Annotated in this window: 14 protein-coding genes and 1 pseudogene; 9 read left to right on the forward strand and 6 right to left on the reverse strand. The window is 72.7% G+C overall.

The annotated features are described in order from the left end of the window. Nucleotides 1-232 precede the first annotated feature (232 nt). The 3 genes from ACF1A1_RS16805 to ACF1A1_RS16815 all read left to right on the forward strand — a co-directional run bounded on the left by ACF1A1_RS16805 (nt 233) and on the right by ACF1A1_RS16815 (nt 3161). Nucleotides 233-1699 carry an amino acid permease gene (locus tag ACF1A1_RS16805; protein WP_392000531.1) on the forward strand — a complete coding sequence of 489 codons (1467 nt, stop codon included), beginning with the start codon at nt 233-235 and terminating at the stop codon, nt 1697-1699. 62 nt (nt 1700-1761) lie between these two features. Further along, complete coding sequence (locus ACF1A1_RS16810; protein WP_392000532.1) at nt 1762-2250, forward strand: macro domain-containing protein; 489 nt, start codon at nt 1762-1764, stop codon at nt 2248-2250. Beyond that, complete coding sequence (locus ACF1A1_RS16815) at nt 2247-3161, forward strand: PfkB family carbohydrate kinase (RefSeq protein ID WP_392000534.1); 915 nt, start codon at nt 2247-2249, stop codon at nt 3159-3161. The genes ACF1A1_RS16810 and ACF1A1_RS16815 overlap by 4 nt, the downstream gene beginning before the upstream one ends. A 28-nt stretch (nt 3162-3189) precedes the next feature. On the opposite strand, the gene ACF1A1_RS16820 is transcribed toward ACF1A1_RS16815, so the two are convergent. Continuing rightward, a complete protein-coding gene (locus ACF1A1_RS16820; protein ID WP_392000536.1) occupies nt 3190-4740 on the reverse strand; it encodes a M1 family metallopeptidase in 1551 nt (516 codons plus the stop codon). A 201-nt stretch (nt 4741-4941) separates the two neighbouring features. On the opposite strand from ACF1A1_RS16820, the gene ACF1A1_RS16825 reads away from it, so the two are divergent. Beyond that, nucleotides 4942-6891, forward strand: a complete 1950-nt coding sequence (locus ACF1A1_RS16825; protein ID WP_392000538.1) for a Xaa-Pro dipeptidyl-peptidase — start codon at nt 4942-4944, stop codon at nt 6889-6891. Between the two features lie 452 nt (nt 6892-7343). Next, on the forward strand, nt 7344-9011 hold the full coding sequence (locus ACF1A1_RS16830) for an ABC-F family ATP-binding cassette domain-containing protein (protein ID WP_392000539.1): 1668 nt from the start codon (nt 7344-7346) through the stop codon (nt 9009-9011). A gap of 56 nt (nt 9012-9067) precedes the next feature. On the opposite strand, the pseudogene ACF1A1_RS16835 reads toward ACF1A1_RS16830, so the two are convergent. The 4 genes and pseudogenes from ACF1A1_RS16835 to ACF1A1_RS16850 form a co-directional block, all read right to left on the reverse strand. Continuing rightward, nucleotides 9068-9646, reverse strand: a pseudogene (locus ACF1A1_RS16835) (DinB family protein); the annotation flags it as partial. Nucleotides 9647-9687: 41 nt separating this feature from the next. Then, nucleotides 9688-10251 carry a putative glycolipid-binding domain-containing protein gene (locus tag ACF1A1_RS16840; RefSeq protein ID WP_392000540.1) on the reverse strand — a complete coding sequence of 188 codons (564 nt, stop codon included), beginning with the start codon at nt 10249-10251 and terminating at the stop codon, nt 9688-9690. Nucleotides 10252-10380: 129 nt separating this feature from the next. Further along, nucleotides 10381-12789, reverse strand: coding sequence for a Tex family protein (locus ACF1A1_RS16845; protein ID WP_392000542.1), 2409 nt, complete (start codon nt 12787-12789; stop codon nt 10381-10383). A gap of 161 nt (nt 12790-12950) precedes the next feature. Further along, on the reverse strand, nt 12951-13082 hold the full coding sequence (locus ACF1A1_RS16850; protein ID WP_392000544.1) for an LPFR motif small protein: 132 nt from the start codon (nt 13080-13082) through the stop codon (nt 12951-12953). A 152-nt stretch (nt 13083-13234) separates the two neighbouring features. Between ACF1A1_RS16850 and ACF1A1_RS16855 the strand changes: the two genes are divergently transcribed. Further along, nucleotides 13235-14194, forward strand: coding sequence for a GlxA family transcriptional regulator (locus ACF1A1_RS16855; protein WP_392000546.1), 960 nt, complete (start codon nt 13235-13237; stop codon nt 14192-14194). Between the two features lie 59 nt (nt 14195-14253). Next, nucleotides 14254-14889, forward strand: coding sequence for a DJ-1/PfpI family protein (locus tag ACF1A1_RS16860; protein ID WP_392000547.1), 636 nt, complete (start codon nt 14254-14256; stop codon nt 14887-14889). 6 nt (nt 14890-14895) lie between these two features. Here ACF1A1_RS16860 and ACF1A1_RS16865 read toward each other — a convergent pair whose 3' ends face one another. Beyond that, nucleotides 14896-15645 (reverse strand): enoyl-CoA hydratase/isomerase family protein, encoded by a 750-nt coding sequence (locus ACF1A1_RS16865; RefSeq protein ID WP_392000549.1) that lies wholly within the window; start codon nt 15643-15645, stop codon nt 14896-14898. Between the two features lie 231 nt (nt 15646-15876). Between ACF1A1_RS16865 and ACF1A1_RS16870 the strand changes: the two genes are divergently transcribed. After that, nucleotides 15877-16515, forward strand: coding sequence for an HdeD family acid-resistance protein (locus tag ACF1A1_RS16870; protein ID WP_392000551.1), 639 nt, complete (start codon nt 15877-15879; stop codon nt 16513-16515). 174 nt (nt 16516-16689) lie between these two features. Further along, a complete protein-coding gene (locus tag ACF1A1_RS16875) occupies nt 16690-17226 on the forward strand; it encodes an ATP-binding protein (RefSeq protein WP_392000553.1) in 537 nt (178 codons plus the stop codon). The last annotated feature ends 54 nt before the right edge of the window (nt 17227-17280 follow it).

Consider the following 17280-nt stretch of genomic DNA (forward strand, 5'->3'; position numbering starts at 1 on the left):
CAGTATCGCTGTCGCACCGGAGCTGTGACACCCGAGGGGACTGGGGAGACGGCCGCGCGATCCCGTGACGGCCGTGTGAGAAGTCACGCTGTGTGACGTGAACCACCGCATGACCGCGGATACCTCTGGGAAGCTGCTGCCCTGGTCTGTGCCCCGACCCGGGAGCCGCGGGCCATGACCGTACGGACACCCGGGCGCACACGCCCGGGCGCACCAGAGAGTGGAACCACCCGTGAGCAAGGACACCGTGCACACGGCCAGGGTCGCCGCCCACCCCCAGGCGACCGCGACACCCGCGGACGCGGGCGACGCCGGCTACAGCAAGGACCTCAAGCACCGCCACGTCAACATGATCGCCATCGGCGGGGCGATCGGCACCGGCCTCTTCCTGGGCGCCGGAGGACGCCTGCACAACGCGGGCCCGGCGCTCGCCCTCGCCTACCTCGTCTGCGGCGTCTTCGCCTTCTTCGTCGTCCGCGCCCTCGGCGAGCTGGTCCTGTACCGGCCGTCCTCCGGGTCGTTCGTGTCGTACGCGCGCGAGTTCCTCGGCGAGAAGGGCGCCTACGTCGCCGGCTGGATGTACTTCCTGAACTGGTCGACCACCGGCATCGCCGACATCACCGCCATCGCGCTCTACACGCACTACTGGAGCATGTTCACGAGCGTCCCCCAGTGGGTGCTCGCGCTCATCGCCCTCGCCGTGGTGCTGGCCGTGAACCTCATCTCGGTGAAGATCTTCGGCGAGATGGAGTTCTGGTTCGCGATCGTCAAGGTCGCCACCCTCGTCGCCTTCATGTGCGTCGGCATCTTCCTGCTCGCCACCCAGCACGAGGTCGGCGGCCAGACGCCCGGCCTGCACGTGATCACGGACAACGGCGGCTTCCTCCCGCACGGCCTGATGCCCGTCGTCCTCGTCATGCAGGGCGTGATCTTCGCGTACGCCGCCCTGGAGCTGGTCGGTGTCGCCGCGGGCGAGACCGCCGAACCGGAGAAGGTCGTCCCGCGCGCGGTGAACTCCATCATGTGGCGCGTCGGCCTCTTCTACGTCGGCTCGGTCGTCCTGCTCGCCCTGCTGCTGCCCGGCTCGGTCTACTCGGCCGACGAGAGCCCCTTCGTCACGGTCCTGTCGAAGATCGGCGTCTCCGGCGCCGGCGACGTGATGAACCTGGTCGTCCTCACCGCCGCCATGTCGTCCCTGAACTCCGGCCTGTACTCCACCGGCCGCATCCTGCGCTCCATGGCCATGGCGGGCTCGGCCCCGAGGTTCACCGCCCGCATGAACCGCAGCCAGGTCCCCTACGGCGGCATCCTCCTCACCTGCGCGGTGTGCGTCCTCGGCGTCGGCCTGAACTTCCTCATGCCCGACCAGGCCTTCGAGATCGTGCTGAACGTCGCCTCCCTCGGCATCATCAGCACCTGGGTGATCATCATGGTCTGCCACCTGGTCTTCGTCCGCCGCGCCAGGGCCGGCCTGGTCGCCCGCCCCTCCTTCCGCCTCCCCGGCAGCCCCGTCACCGAGATCGTCACGATCGCCTTCCTGGTCGCGGTGCTCGGCCTGATGTGGAACGACCCCGAGGTCGGCCGCAGGACCCTCCTGCTCGTCCCGGTCGTCGCGGCCGCACTCGTCGTCGGCTGGTTCGCCGTCCGCCGCAGGGTGGCGAGGACGGCCGACGAGGAACTGTCACAGCTCACGAAGTAGCCGCCGCGCAGCCGGAAAAAAACAGCACGCCCGCTGTCGGTGGCGTCGCCTACGGTGGCGTCATGTCGGAGATCACTTATGTCCGGGGTGACGCCACCGTGCCGTCGGTGAAGGGCGTCAAGGTGATCGCCCATGTCTGCAACGACATCGGGGGATGGGGAAAGGGCTTCGTCCTGGCGCTGTCGCGCCGCTGGCCGGAGCCGGAGGCCGCCTACCGCGCCTGGCACCGGCAGCGCGCCTCGAACGACTTCGGGCTGGGCGCGGCCCAGTTCGTCCAGGTGGAGCGGTACGTCTGGGTGGCCAACCTGGTCGGCCAACGGGGGACACGCACCGGCAGCAAGGGCGTCCCGGTGCGCTACGAGGCGATCGACGCCGCGCTGGCCCGCCTGGCCGACAAGGCGGCGGAACTCGACGCCACCGTCCACATGCCCCGGATAGGCTGCGGCCTGGCCGGCGGCAAGTGGTCCCGCGTCGAACCGCTGATCACCGAGCGGCTGGTGCGGCGGGGGATCGCGGTCACGGTCTACGACCATGGGGAGGGCGCGCGTTGAGCCGTGACACCGACGTGCTCGTGCTGGGCGGGGCGGGCGTCGACACCATCGTGCACGTGCCGGAGCTGCCGCTGCCGTACGCCGACAGCTACATGATCGACAGCGGGATCCGCCCACGCGCCGGGCAGACCGGGGACTTCGTGGCCCTGGGGCTGAGCAGCCTCGGCCTGCGCACCCACCACCTCGACTTCCTCGGCGACGATCCCGAGGGCGACCTGGTCCGCGCCCTGCACCGGGAGAAGGGCATCGCCCTCACCGCGATCCCGCAGCCCGCCGGCACCAAGCGGGCGGTCAACCTGGTCGGTCCGGACGGCCGGCGGCTCTCCCTGTACGACACGAGCCGCGCCCGCCCGGACGACCGGTTCCCGGAGGACACCCTGCGGACCCTGGCCGCGACGAGCCGCCACGCGCACGTCTCGATCACCCAGCCCTGCGCCGACGCCCTGCCCCTGCTGCGCGAGGCCGGCGTCACCCTCTCCACCGACCTGCACAACTGGGACGGCCGGAACCCGTACCACGAGTCCTTCGCGTTCACCGCGGACGTCGTCTTCCTCTCCGCGGCCGCCCTGCCCGACCCCGAGGCGACCATGCGGCACATCGTCGAACGGGGCCGCGCGGAGGTGGTCGTCGCCACGGCCGGCGCCGAGGGCGCGTACCTGCTGGCCGACGGCGAGCTGACCCGGATCCCGGCGGTGCGGCCGCCCACCCCCGTGGTGGACTCCAACGGGGCGGGCGACGCCTTCGCGGCCGCCTTCCTCTACGGCCGCCTCACCGGCGAGCCACCGCTCAGGTGCGCCCTGTACGGCGCGGTGGCCGGCGCCCACGCCTGCACCGTGCCGTCGACGCGGGCGGACGCCATCGGCCGGGAGGAGCTCCTCGCCCGGGTGGCCCGGGAAGTCCCCGCCCCCTGAGCCACCCCGGCCGTCACCCGGCCGTCACTCAGCGCTCGTACGCGTGCCCGTCGTGCCCGCCCTCAGGGGCGTGCTCGTGCTCGTGCACACCGTTCGTCGCGGCGATCTTCTTCCACGACCTGGGCTGGACGGGTGCCCCCTGCGTCCCGAGGGGCCGTGCCGGGATCGACGCCTCCCGCGCCGCCGGTGCCGTCGGCTTCGACGCCTGGAACAGCCATGTGCCGAACAGCGCGTCCAGCGGCTTCCCGGACACCTCCTGCGCGTACCGCCGGAAGTCGGCGACGGTCGCGTTGCCGTGCGCGTACCTCTGCGGCCAGCCCTTCAGGAGCGCGAAGAACGCCTCGTCCCCGATCTCGTTCCGCAGCGCCTGAAGCGTCAGCGCGCCCCGGTCGTACACCGCGACGTGGAACTGGTTCTGCGGCCCCGGGTCCCCGGGCCGCACCGTCCAGAACGGGTCGTCGGCCGGGCGTGAGGCATACACGTAGTCCGCGATCTCCTGCGCCGTGCCCTCGCCCTCGTGCTCGGACCACAGCCACTGCGCGTACCGCGCGAAGCCCTCGTTGATCCAGATGTCCTTCCACCCGGCGACCGACACGAGGTCGCCGTACCACTGGTGGGCCAGCTCGTGCACGACCAGGGAGGTGTTCGAACCGTTCGCGAACTGGCGCGGGCTGTAGAAGGGCCGGGTCTGCGTCTCCAGCGCGTACCCGGTGGTCGTGTTCGGGACGTACCCGCCGAGCGCGTCGAAGGGGTACGGCCCGAAGTACTCGGCCAGCCAGTCGGCGATCTCCCCGGTCCGTTCGATGCTCGCGCGCGCCGCACCGGCGTTGTCGCCGAGGTCCTCGCTGTAGGCGTTGACGACGGGGATGCCGCTCTCGCTCCTGCCGGTCGTGATGTCGAACCGTCCGACCGCGAGCGTGGCGAGATAGGTCGCCTGCGGCTTGGCGGAGCGCCAAGTGAAGCGGGTCCAGCCCGCGCGTGAACTCGTCGACTGGAGGGTGCCGTTGGAGATGGCCTGCGTGCCGTCCGGCACCTGCACCGACACGTCGTAGGTGGCCTTGTCCAGCGGGTGGTCGTTGCTCGGGAACCACCACCAGGCCGCCTCGGGCTCGTTCGCGCCGACCCCGCCGTCCGGGGTGCGGTGCCAACTGGTGAAGCCGTAGGCCTGCTTCGACGACGGGACCCCGCTGTAGCGCACCACGACGGTGACCGCCGTGCCCTTGGCCAGGGGTGTCCTCGGCGTGATCTCCAGTTCGTGCTCGCCCGAGGCCGCGAAGGCCGCCTCGGCGCCGTTGACCCGCACCTCGGTGACGTCGAGCAGGAAGTCCAGGTTGAACCGCGACAGGTCCTGCGTGGTTTTCGCCAGGATCGTCGCCGTTCCCTGCACAACGTCCGTGGCGGGCTGGTACTTGAGCCGCAGGTCGTAGTGGGAGACGTCGTATCCGCCGTTGCCGTAGGCCGGGTAGTAGGGGTCGCCGATGCCCGGGGCGCCGGGGGAGACGCTCGCGGCCGATGCCGGGATCGCCAGCAGGACGCACGCGGCGGCGCATGCGCCCGGCGCGATGATTCCGTGGTGCACGTGAGCTCCAAGTCGTCGGGTGCACGAAGTCTGTCCGGAGTCGGTCGACTTCCTGTGCCACGACCTGCCCACGGCCACCGGTGTCACACGATCGCCATTCGGCCGTCCCTGACCGCTCCCCTCCCAGGGGCGTGTTCCGGCCACAGCCGTTGCCCAGTCGCCCTCTTCTGCACGGGAGTTGGCCCCTGTACCGTCCCGCGCATGCCGACACGCACGCGCTTCACGATCTGGAGACCGCTCGCGACCGCCGCCATCACCGCCCTGGTGGCCGCCTTCCTCACCCCGGCAGCGGCCCACGCCACCACCTCGCGCGAGAGCAAGCCCGTCTACTCGTACGACAACGCCCTTCGCGAGGCCGTCTGGGTGGACACCCGCCTCGACGGCGACGGCGACGGAAGGACCGACCGGGTCGCCGTCGACATCGTCCGCCCCCGCGAACCCGCCGAGCGGGGCCGCAAGGTGCCCGTCATCATGGACGCCAGCCCCTACTACTCCTGCTGCGGACGCGGCAACGAGAGCCAGAAGAAGACGTACGACGCGCAGGGCCGCGTCGTGCAGATGCCGCTGTTCTACGACAACTACTTCGTGCCCCGCGGCTACGCCGTCGTCGGTGTCGACCTGGCCGGCACCAACCGCTCCGACGGCTGCGTCGACGTCGGCGGCCGCTCCGACATCCTCTCCGCGAAGGCCGTCGTCGACTGGCTCAACGGCCGCGCCACGGCGTACACCACCCGCACGGGCACCACCACCGTCACGGCGGGCTGGACCAACGGCAGAACCGGCATGATCGGCAAGAGCTGGGACGGCACCATCGCCAACGGCGTCGCCGCCACCGGCGTGAAGGGCCTGAAGACCATCGTCCCGATCAGCGCCATCTCCTCCTGGTACGACTACTACTTCGCCCAGGGCGCCCCGCTCTACGACTCCGGCCCCGACTGGCTCTCGAACTACGTCGACAGCCCCGACGCCCGCGCCAAGTGCGCCGCCGTCCAGCGGAAGCTCGTCGAGGAGGCCCCGCGCACCGGTGACCGGACCGGCCTGTGGACCGAGCGCGACTACGTCGAGGACGCGAGCAAGGTGAAGGCCAGCGTCTTCCTCGTCCACGGCCTCCAGGACCTCAACGTCCGCATGCAGCACGTCGGCCCGTGGTGGGACGCCCTCGCGCAGAACGGCGTCGAGCGCAAGATCTGGCTCTCCCAGACCGGCCACGTCGACCCCTTCGACTTCCGCCGCGGCGCCTGGGTCGACACGCTGCACCGCTGGTTCGACCACGAACTCCTCGGCTACGACAACGGCATCGACCGCGAGCCCATGGCCGACATCGAACGCCACCCCGACCAGTGGGTGACCTCCGAGGTCTGGCCGCCGCAGGGCACGCGGACGGCGACCCTGCGCCCCGCCGCCGGCGAGCAGGCGGGCGTCGGCACCCTCGGCCTCCGCGAGGGCACCGGCACCGCGACGTTCACCGACGACCCCCGGCTCGGCGAGACGGACTGGGCCGCGGCCATCGACACCCCGACCCCCGGCAAGGCCGGCTTCGTGACCGGGCCCCTCAGCCGTGACCTGCGCCTGTCCGGCTCCTCGAAGGTCACCGTCACGGCCACGCCCACCACCCCGACGGCCCACCTGACCGCCGTCCTGGTCGACCTCGGCCCCGACACCATCCGCGACTACGCGGCGAGCGGCGAGGGCATCACCACCCTCACCGAGCGCACCTGCTGGGGCGCGAGCACCACCGGCGACAGCGCCTGCTTCAAGGAGACCGAGGCGCGGACCGCCGACGTCGACTTCACGGTCGTCAGCCGCGGCTGGGCCGACCTCGGCACCCACGCCGACCCCGGGAAGGGCGTCCCGCTCACCCCGGGCAAGGCCTACACGATCACCCTCGACCTGGCCGCCACCGACCACGTCGTACCCGAGGGCCACCGCCTGGCGCTGATCGTCGCGGGCACCGACCGTGACCTGATCGACCCGCCCGCCGACACCCCCACCCTCACCCTGGACCTCTCCCGCACCTCGGCCCGGGTCCCGCTGGTCGGCGGCGCCAAGGCCTTCGCCCACGCCACGGCCGGCCCCCGACCGGCGGCGACACCCGACGCGACCCCGCTGGAGGGGGTACAGCCACCGCCCAACCCGTACCGGATCCCCTGACGGGGCCTACCGGAATCCCGTGAGCCGGCCGGGCCGGATCTGGTAACCCGACCCGGCCGACCGGGATCCGGTGACCCGGCCGGGCCGAATCCCGTAACCCAACCAACCCGGCCGGGATCCGGTGACCCGGCCGGGTCGTATTCCATGACCCGGCGGGTCGGGCACCCGGAACTCGGCCCGCCGGAGCCCTGCGACTCGGCCGGCGCGGGTTCCGTGACCCTGCCGGGTCCCGTCCCGTAGCCGGCCGACCGGCTCCGGTGACCCCGCCGGGCCGGCCGGGTCACGTGACCCGGCCCGGCCGGGTCACGGGACGGTGACCCCGCCGCCGACCACGACGACCTCGCCGTTCCCCCGGACGTCCACGCCCGGACGGTGGCCGAACCTTCCGCCGGGCGGCCAGGGGCGGAACCGGCGCGACCGCGGCGCCGCGGGCCGACTAGGATCCACCGTCTGTGACCGCCACCCTCGTCGCCAAGAACCTCGCCGCCGGACACGGCGACCGCTCCCTCTTCTCCGGGCTCGACCTCGTCGTCGCCCCCGGGGACGTGATCGGGCTGGTCGGAGCCAACGGCGCGGGCAAGTCCACGCTGCTGAAGCTGCTCGCCGGCCTGACCGCGCCGGAGGAGGGCGAGCTCAGGCTCTCCCCGCCGACCGCGACCGTCGGCCACCTGCCCCAGGAACCGGAGCGCCGCCCGGGTGAGAGCGTGCGCGAGTTCCTCGCCCGCCGTACCGGCGTCGCCCAGGCGCAGCGCGCGATGGACGAGGCCACGCAGGCCCTGGTCGACGGCGCGCCGGGCGCCGACGACGCGTACGCGACGAGCCTGGAGCGCTGGCTGGATCTCGGCGGCGCCGACCTCGACGAGCGCGCGGAGGAGGTGGCCGACTCCCTCGGCCTCGGCGTGGACCTCGGCCAGCCGATGACCTCCCTGTCGGGCGGCCAGGCGGCCCGCGCGGGCCTCGCCTCCCTCCTCCTCTCCCGCTACGACGTCTTCCTCCTGGACGAGCCCACCAACGACCTGGACCTCGACGGCCTGGAGCGCCTCGAACGCTTCGTGACCGGACTGCGGGCCGGCACCGTCGTCGTCAGCCACGACCGCGAGTTCCTCACCCGCACCGTCACCAAGGTCCTCGAACTCGACCTCGTCCAGCAGCGGATCAATCTCTACGGCGGCGGCTACGACGCCTACCTGGAGGAACGTGAGGTGGCCCGCCGGCACGCCCGCGAGGACTACGAGGAGTACGCCGACAAGAGGGCCGCCCTCCAGGACCGCGCCCAGATGCAGCGCACCTGGATGGACAAGGGCGTGAAGAACGCCCGCCGCAAGGCGGCGGGCGACAACGACAAGATCGGCCGCAAGTTCCGCAGCGAGGCCAGCGAGAAGCAGGCCGCGAAGGCGCGGCAGACCCAGCGCATGATCGAGCGTCTGGACGTCGTCGAGGAGCCCCGCAAGGAGTGGGAGCTGCGCATGGAGATCGCGGCCGCCCCGCGCTCCGGCGCGGTCGTGGCCACCCTCCGGGACGCCGAGGTGCGGCGCGGCGACTTCACCTTCGGACCGGTGTCGCTGCGCATCGACTGGGCCGACCGGGTCGCCGTCACGGGCGCGAACGGTGCCGGCAAGTCGACGCTGCTGGGCGCGCTCCTGGGCCGGGTCCCGCTGGACGCCGGCCACGCCGCCCTCGGCTCCGGCGTCCTGGTCGGCGAGGTCGACCAGGCGCGCCGGCTGTTCCACGGACCGGAGGCACTGCTCGACGCCTTCGGCGCGGCCGTCCCGGACACCGAACCGGCAGAGATGCGCACCCTCCTGGCCAAGTTCGGTCTGAAGGCGGACCACGTGCTGCGCCCGGCGGCCACCCTGTCACCCGGTGAACGCACCCGCGCCGCCCTCGCGCTGCTCCAGGGCCGCGGCGTCAACCTCCTCGTCCTCGACGAGCCGACCAACCACCTCGACCTGCCGGCCATCGAGCAACTGGAGTCCGCCCTCGACGCCTACGAGGGCACCCTGCTCCTGGTCACCCACGACCGCCGCATGCTGGACGCGGTCCACGTCACCCGCCGCCTGGAGGTCGCCGACGGCAAGGTGACGGAACGCTGGGCCGTGACGTCCGGATCACGCCGGTGAGGCGCCGCGGCCCCGAGTCGGGCTGATCCGGAAGACACGGCCCAGCCCTCCCCGGGCCCGCCGGCCCGCCGTGCCGCCCGCTCGACGCGGTCACGGTGCGCCTCCCACCACGCCGCGTCGCCCTCGGGCGTGTTGGCGCCGCCCGGTCGCTGTCCCGTCGCCCCGTCGATCAGCTCCCGGACGACGTCGGCGTGCCCGGCGTGCCGCTGCGTCTCGGCGATCATGTGGGCGAGGGCGTGGTGCAGCGTCACCTCGGACCGCGCACCCCCGGGCAGCCGGCCGACCGCGTCCAGCGGCAGCGCCGCGATCGTCTCGTCCGCGTGCGCGCAGGCCCGCCGGTACAGTCCGACGATCTCCTCCCGCGTCTCGTCGGGCCGCGCCCACAGGTCGGCGTTCGGCTCGGCGTCCCCGGTGATCCACAGGGGCGTCCCCGCGAACGGCCGCCCGAAGACCGTCCCGAAGTACAGCGCCTCCGCCCCGGCCAGGTGCTTGACCAGCCCCAGCAGGTTCGTGCCGGTCGGCGTCACGGGCCGCCGTACGGCGTACTCCGACAGGCCGTCGAGCTTCCACACCAGGACGTCACGGGCGTCCTGGAGTTACGTCACGAGGTCCGCTCGCGGATCTGATCCGGTCATGCGGTCAGTCTGTCGGTCCGGTGACCGGCGGCAACCGTTTTTCAGGCGAGGCGGCGCGCGAGCTGCGGATAGTCCACCACGAAGCCGTCCCCGTCGAACTCCACGTCACTGCGGAAGCTCCCGGAGGCGTACCGCACCCGCGCCCCGCGCCCGCTCGGCCCCAGACGGGTGTACGTCTGCCACGAGGGCCGCACGGTCAGGTCCGGCACCGACACCCAGGCCATCAGCAACCGCCGTTCGCCCGGCTCCCGGAGCAGCCCGTGCCGCAGGACGGGCATGGTGTTGGTGAGCGGACACAGCCCGAGGTCGCAGTCGAGCGCGTCCTCGAAGCCCGGCAGCCGCTCCCCGTCGGCCGTCCAGCCGCCCCGCTCGTCGCGCCGCAGGTCGAGCGTCCGCGACCGGGCGGCCGTCTCGACCGTCACCCGCAGCCGCCGCGTCACGAACCCGTCGCCGGTGTCCAGTTCGTACGCCACCCAGTAGGGCGCCGGGAGCGTCCCGACGGCCCGCCCTCGTGCCCGCAGTACGCCCTCTCCGTACTCGGCCCACGCGGTCTCGTAGCCCCTGCTCGCCATGACGTCCCAGGTCAGTACGCGGGAAGTGGTCATACGGCCACTCTACGAGCGGGGAGCGCGCACGGGAGCGGGCCCGGGCCCGTACGCGCGACGGCGTACGGAACCCGGGCCCGTGGGCCGGTCACGGCAACGGGCGTGCCGTCGCCCGTGCCGGTCCCGGCGTCAGCCGCGGCCCTTCTTCGGGTCGAGCAGCCCCGCCCGGCGCAGCGCGTCGGCCATCGCGCCGTTCGCCGGCGCCGGGGCCTGGCGGGCACCGCCGCCCCGCTGACCGCCGCCCCCGCCTCCGGCGCGCCGGCCGGAGCCGGACTGCTGCCGCTGCTGCGGCGGACGCCCGCCACTTCGCTGCGGCCGGCCCTCGCCGGAAGCGCCGTCCTTCGGGGCCGCCTCGTCGTCGAGCCGGAGCGTCAGCGAGATCCGCTTGCGCGGGATGTCGACGTCGAGGACCTTCACCTTGACGATGTCACCGGGCTTGACCACGTCACGCGGGTCCTTGACGAAGGTCCGCGACATCGCGGAGACGTGCACCAGGCCGTCCTGGTGGACACCGACGTCGACGAAGGCGCCGAAGGCGGCCACGTTCGTCACGACGCCCTCGAGGATCATCCCGGACGACAGGTCGGAGATCTTCTCCACGCCCTCCTTGAAGGTGGCCGTCCTGAAGGCGGGCCGCGGGTCGCGCCCGGGCTTCTCCAGCTCCCTGAGGATGTCGGTGACGGTCGGCAGACCGAACGTCTCGTCCACGAAGTCGTCCGGCCGCAGCGAGCGCAGCACGGACGTGTTGCCGATGAGCGCGGCCACCTCCTGCCCGGACGTCTTCACCATCCGCCGCACCACCGGGTACGCCTCCGGGTGCACGCTGGACGCGTCCAGCGGGTCGTCGCCGCCGCGGATCCGCAGGAAGCCCGCGCACTGCTCGTACGCCTTGGGGCCGAGCCGCGGCACCTTCCTCAGCTCGGAGCGGGACGTGAACGGCCCGTTGGCGTCCCGGTGCGCCACGATGTTCTCCGCGAGACCGGAGGTGATGCCGGAGACCCGGGAGAGCAGCGGGGCCGACGCGGTGTTGACGTCGACACCGACGCCGTTCACACAGTCCTCCACCACCGCGTCCAGCGAACGCGACAGCTTCACCTCGGACAGGTCGTGCTGGTACTGGCCGACACCGATCGACTTCGGGTCGATCTTGACCAGCTCGGCCAGCGGATCCTGGAGCCGGCGGGCGATCGACACCGCGCCGCGCAGCGACACGTCCATGTCGGGCAGCTCCTGCGAGGCGAAGGCGGAGGCCGAGTACACGGAGGCGCCGGCCTCGGACACCATCACCTTGGTGAGATTCAGCTCCGGGTGTCTCGTGATGAGTTCACCGGCGAGCTTGTCGGTCTCGCGGGACGCGGTGCCGTTGCCGATCGCGACCAGCTCGACCGCGTGCTCCTTCGCCAGCCGGGCCAGCTTGGCGATCGCCTCGTCCCACTTGTTCGCCGGGACGTGCGGGTAGATGACGTCGGTCGCCACCACCTTGCCGGTCGCGTCCACCACGGCCACCTTCACGCCCGTACGGAAGCCGGGGTCGAGGCCCAGGGTCGCGCGGGTGCCCGCCGGGGCGGCCAGCAGCAGGTCCCGCAGGTTCGCCGCGAACACGTTGACCGCCTCGTCCTCGGCGGCCGTACGCAGCCGCAGGCGCAGGTCGATGCCGAGGTGCACGAGGATCCGGGTGCGCCAGGCCCAGCGGACGGTGTCGGTCAGCCACTTGTCGGCGGGGCGCCCGCGGTCGGCGATCCCGAACCTGTGGGCGACGATCCCCTCGTAGGACGAGGGCCCGTCGGTCGGCTCCTCCGGCTCCAGGACGAGGTCGAGGACCTCCTCCTTCTCGCCGCGCAGCATCGCCAGGACGCGGTGCGAGGGCAGCTCCGTGAACGGCTCCGCGAAGTCGAAGTAGTCGGCGAACTTCGCGCCCGACTCCTCCTTGCCCTCCCGCACCCGGGCGGTGAGGCGCCCGCGCACCCACATCCGCTCGCGCAGCTCACCGATCAGGTCGGCGTCCTCCGAGAACCGCTCGGTCAGGATCGCCCGCGCGCCGTCCAGCGCGGCCTGCGGATCGGCCACGCCCTTGTCGGCGTCGACGAAGGCGGACGCGGCCGCCAGCGGCTCGACACCCGGGTCACCGAGCAGCCCCTCGGCGAGCGGCTCCAGACCGGCCTCCCGCGCGATCTGCGCCTTCGTCCGCCGCTTCGGCTTGTACGGCAGGTAGATGTCCTCGAGCCGCGCCTTGGTCTCGGCGCCGCGGATCCGCGCCTCCAGCTCGCCGGTGAGCTTGCCCTGCTCGCGCACCGACTCCAGGATCGCCGCCCGGCGCTCCTCCAGCTCCCGCAGATAGCGCAGCCGCTCCTCGATCGTGCGCAGCTGCGCGTCGTCGAGCATCTCGGTCGCTTCCTTGCGGTAGCGGGCGATGAAAGGCACCGTCGAACCGCCGTCGAGCAGTTCCACGGCGGCCTTCACCTGCCGCTCCCGTACGCCGAGCTCCTCGGCGATCCTGCCTTCGATGGACCCTACTTCGATGGACCCGGGTGTCGTCACGATCCCGTACCGCCTATTCCACTGAGGTTGCGCGGCAATTGTGGCAGGCGACACCGACACTCGGGGACCAGGGCGGATTCCCGGCGGGCCGGGGAGGCGGAAGCGGCCTGGTGCTCGTGATCACCACACCTGGCCTCCCCGGCGGCCCGGGTCCGCGCGGCTCAGGCCCTGCCGTGCCGCGTGGAGGCCGAGGCGCCGCCGAAGAGCCGGGCCACGGCCCGGAAGGGCAGGGTCACCACGGTGGCGATGGCGCCACCGATCTGCCGCAGTACGTCTGCGATCGCACGGAACACGTGATTCTCCTTTCCTCTCCCGGCCGCCGCGGCCGGGAGGGCACGGGTACCTCGACGACGCCCGGGCATGCCCGCCGCCTGCGGCCCGCATGGCAGGAAAGGTGGGAAGCAGGTCATTGCGGCCATCTCACACGCCGTCAAGAATCGACCGCATGGCCCAGCGAACCGTCCTCGTCGTCCTCTTCGACGGCGTCCAGAGCCTCGACGTCACCGGGCCCGCGGAGGTCTTCACGGGAGCCGAGACGATCGCCCCGGGCGCGTACCGCATCGTCACCGCCTCCTGGGACGGCGCGGCGGTCCGCACCTCCAGCGGCCTCGCCCTGACCCCCGACGGGTCCCTCACCGACGCGCCCCGCCCGCACACCCTGATCATCCCGGGCGGCCGGGGCACCCGCCGCCCCGACCCCCGCCTGATCGGCTGGGTGCGCGAGCGTGGACCCCGTGCCGAGCGCCTGGTCTCCGTGTGCACCGGCGCGATCCTGCTGGCCGAGGCGGGGCTGCTGGACGGCCGTCGCGCCACGACCCACTGGGCGTACTGCGACACCCTCGCCCGTGACCACCCCGCCGTCGAGGTCGACGCCGACCCCGTCTACGTACGCGACGGAAACGTGTCGACGTCGGCCGGCGTCACCGCGGGCATCGACCTCGCTCTGGCCCTGGTCGAGGAGGACCTCGGCCGCGAGGTGGCGCTCACCGTCGCCCGTCACCTGGTCGTCTTCCTGCGCCGGCCCGGCAACCAGGCCCAGTTCAGCGCCCAGCTCGCCGCCCAGACCGCCCGGCGCGAACCGTTGCGCGACGTCCAGCAGTGGATCACCGAGCACCCCGCCGCCGACCTGACCGTCGAGACCCTCGCCGCCCGCGCCCGTCTGTCGCCCCGCCACTTCGCCCGGGCGTTCCGCGCCGAGACCGGCACCACGCCCGGCCGCTACGTCGACCGCGTCCGCCTCGAACACGCCCGCCGCCTGCTGGAGGACACCGCGGACGGTGTCGAGCAGATCTCCCGGGCGAGCGGCTACGGCACGCCCGAGGCGATGCGCCGCGCCTTCCTCAAGGCCCTCGGCACCGGCCCGGCCGAGTACCGCCGCCGGTTCCGCCCGGCGGGCGCCCACTGACCCACCCACCGGCCCCCACCGCAGCGCCCTTCGACCCAGCAGTCCCGGGAAGGAAACAGATGCAGATCGCCATCGTCCTCTACGACCGCTTCACCGCCCTGGACGCCGTCGGCCCCTACGAGACCCTCGGCCGCCTCCCGGACGCGGAGACCGTCTTCGTCGCCGAGCAGGCGGGACCCGTGCGCACCGACACCGGGAGCCTCGCCCTCACCGCGGACCGGACGCTCGCCGACGTCCCGAGTCCCGACATCGTCGTCGTGCCCGGCGGCCCCGGACAGACCCCGCAGACGGACAACGGCGTGCTGCTGGACTGGCTGCGCACCGCCGACGCCACCAGCACCTGGACGACCTCGGTGTGCACCGGCTCCCTGCTGCTGGCCGCCGCCGGACTCCTCCGGGGACGCCGGGCGACCTCGCACTGGCTCGCCCTCGACTTCCTCGGGTGGTACGGCGTCGACCCCACGGGCGAGCGGGTCGTCACCGACGGCAAGTACGTCACGGCGGCCGGCGTCTCCGCCGGCATCGACATGGGGCTCACCCTGCTCGGCAGGCTCGCGGGCGACGAACACGCCCAGGCCGTACAACTGCTGACCGAGTACGACCCGCAGCCGCCCTACGACGCCGGGTCGCCGCAGAAGGCGCCCGCGCACCTCGTCGAGGAGTTCCGCTCCAGGAGCCGCTTCCTCCTGACGTAGGCCGCGTCATCCCGACGCGCTCCAGGTGAAGCGCGGCTCCCTGCGCTCCAGGAACGCGGCGACGCCCTCCGCGGTGTCGCCGCTGCCGCGGGCCTGCGCGGCCCAGTGGGCGTCCCGGTCCGTGCGGCCGTTCGCGAACTCCTTCGCGGCGGCCTGCGTCAGCTGCGAGCGGGACACCAGGACGCGGGTGAACTCCGCGACCCGGCCGTCGAGTTCACCGGCCGGCAGCACCTCGTCGACCAGCCCGGTGCGCAGCGCCCGCCCGGTGCCGATCAACTCGCCCGAGAACAGCAGGTACTTGGCGGTGGCCGGCCCCACCAGCGCGACCAGCCGCCGGGTCGCGGAGGCCGGGTAGACGATCCCGAGCTTCGCCGGCGTCACCCCGAACAGGGCGCCCTCCTCGGCGAACCGCAGATCACAGGCGGCCGCGAGCTGCGCGCCACCGCCCACGCAGTGTCCCTTCACCGCCGCCAGTGTCGGTTTCGGAAACGCGGCGAGGGCCTCCTCGGCGCGCACGGCCAGCCCCTGCGCCTCGTCCGGCGACCCGCGGAGGGTGGAGATGTCGGCCCCCGCGCAGAAGGTGCCGCCCGCACCGGTCAGCACGAGCGCCCGCACGTCCGGGTCGGCGGCCAGCTCGTCCAGCAACGGCGGGAGCGCCCGCCACATCGCGGCCGTCATGGCGTTGCGCTTGGCCGGGTGGTGCAGGACGACGGTGGCGACCGCGTCGGTGACGCCGTGCAGCAGCTCGGGCTCCATGGCCGGGATGCTAACCGGACGCCCGCGCGCGTGATCGGCCGCGTCCGGGTGAGCGCCGCCGCATCGGGGGAACCCGGGGAGCGCCGAGGGCGGCGTCGACGGAAAACACCGACAGAAAACACCGACGGAAAACACCGACAGAAAACACCGACAGAAAACACCGACGGGAACCATCGACGCGTGCATCGAGGGCACAAGGGATGAACGGGGACCGGACCTGAGGAGGTGCCCATGGCCGCGTCCACCCACTCCGGGGGCGAGGCGGCGAAGCTCCAGCGGGGGTTCGGCTGGCTGGCCGTCCTCGGTGTGATCCTGGTCGTCGCCGGGCTCGTCGGCCTCGTCTACACCGGGGTCGCCACGCTGACGTCGATGCTCCTGTTCGGCTGGCTGCTGCTGATCGGCGGCGTCGTCGGCCTGCTCCACGCGGTCCAGGCGCGCGGCACCAACTTCTTCTGGCTCGGCGTCATCGTCGCCGCCCTGAACATCGCGGCCGGCGTGGTCGTCATCCGCATGCCCGACACGGCCGCCGCCGCGCTCACCATGTTCGCCGCCCTGCTCTTCCTCACCGGCGGCCTCTTCCGGCTGGTCGGCAGCATGGTCGTGCGCGGCCCGCAGTTCGGCTGGACGCTTCTGCTGGGCGCCTTCGACCTGCTGCTGGGCATCCTGGTGCTGATCGACTGGCCGAGCAGCAGCCAGTACGTCATCGGCTGCTTCTTCTCCCTCGCGCTCCTCTTCGACGGCCTGGGCCTGATCGCCACCGGGTTCGGCGGCCGGCGCATCGTCGGGCTGGTCTCCGATCGGCTGGCCGGGCAGAGCGCTCCGGAGGACGAATCGGGTGAGCGTCGCGCCAAACCCGTACAACCCGAATAATGCGCGAAGGTGCTGTGAAGACGGCAGGAGTTGCCGTATTCCTGGCAGCCTCCGACATGGACGGTCGGAAACGCTCGATAAGTGCTGACTTCTTTTCAGTGCTCCGGAGCGAAGCGCCTCGTTACCAACACTCGACGTGTGGTGACAACCGAGCGCAAGGGTGGCGACCGGACGATGGACGATGACGGGTGCGGGCCCGGCCCACGCCCAGCAGGCGACACAGGCGCACCTCCCGAATCCCCGGAGGACGCCGAAGCCCCCGAGACCGACGCACCGCGACCCCTGCCGTACGAAGGGGTCTGGCGGTTCACCGCCCCCGCCGTGGACGCCTCGGTCCCACAGGCCCGGCACGCCGTGCGGGACCTGCTGTTCCGCCAGGGAGTACCCGTCTCGGACGACCTCGTGCAGGGTCTCCTGCTGATCGTCTCGGAACTGGTGACCAACGCCGTCCGGCACGCGGCGCTGCTGTCGCCGGTGCTCGCGGTCGAGGTGGCCGTCGGCGCCGAGTGGGTGCGGGTGTCCGTGGAGGACGACCACCCCTACCGCCCGACCGCCCTGGAGACCGACCACGCCCGGACGGGCGGCCGCGGACTGCTGCTGGTGCGGGAGATCGCCAGGGAGGCGGGCGGAGTGTGCGACGTCGAGCACACCGCGAGCGGAGGCAAGGTCGTCTGGGTCGCCGTGCCGCTCAAGACCGCGGGCGCCGTCTAGGGAGCGTCCTGCGGCCGGGCACCGCGGGCCCGGGCCGACCCGCAGGAGACGCCC

Origin of the sequence: Streptomyces sp. NPDC014995 (assembly GCF_043080745.1) — a bacterium.
Classification (GTDB): Bacteria; Actinomycetota; Actinomycetes; order Streptomycetales; family Streptomycetaceae; genus Streptomyces.

Coding starts and splice junctions, on each gene's coding strand:
- ACF1A1_RS16810 (WP_392000532.1), top strand. CDS start 1,762: ATGTCGGAGATCACTTATGTCCGGGGTGACGCCACCGTGCCGTCGGTG.
- ACF1A1_RS16825 (WP_392000538.1), top strand. CDS start 4,942: ATGCCGACACGCACGCGCTTCACGATCTGGAGACCGCTCGCGACCGCC.
- ACF1A1_RS16840 (WP_392000540.1), bottom strand. CDS start 10,251: ATGACCACTTCCCGCGTACTGACCTGGGACGTCATGGCGAGCAGGGGC.
- ACF1A1_RS16855 (WP_392000546.1), top strand. CDS start 13,235: ATGGCCCAGCGAACCGTCCTCGTCGTCCTCTTCGACGGCGTCCAGAGC.
- ACF1A1_RS16860 (WP_392000547.1), top strand. CDS start 14,254: ATGCAGATCGCCATCGTCCTCTACGACCGCTTCACCGCCCTGGACGCC.
- ACF1A1_RS16865 (WP_392000549.1), bottom strand. CDS start 15,645: ATGGAGCCCGAGCTGCTGCACGGCGTCACCGACGCGGTCGCCACCGTC.
- ACF1A1_RS16870 (WP_392000551.1), top strand. CDS start 15,877: ATGGCCGCGTCCACCCACTCCGGGGGCGAGGCGGCGAAGCTCCAGCGG.
- ACF1A1_RS16875 (WP_392000553.1), top strand. CDS start 16,690: ATGGACGATGACGGGTGCGGGCCCGGCCCACGCCCAGCAGGCGACACA.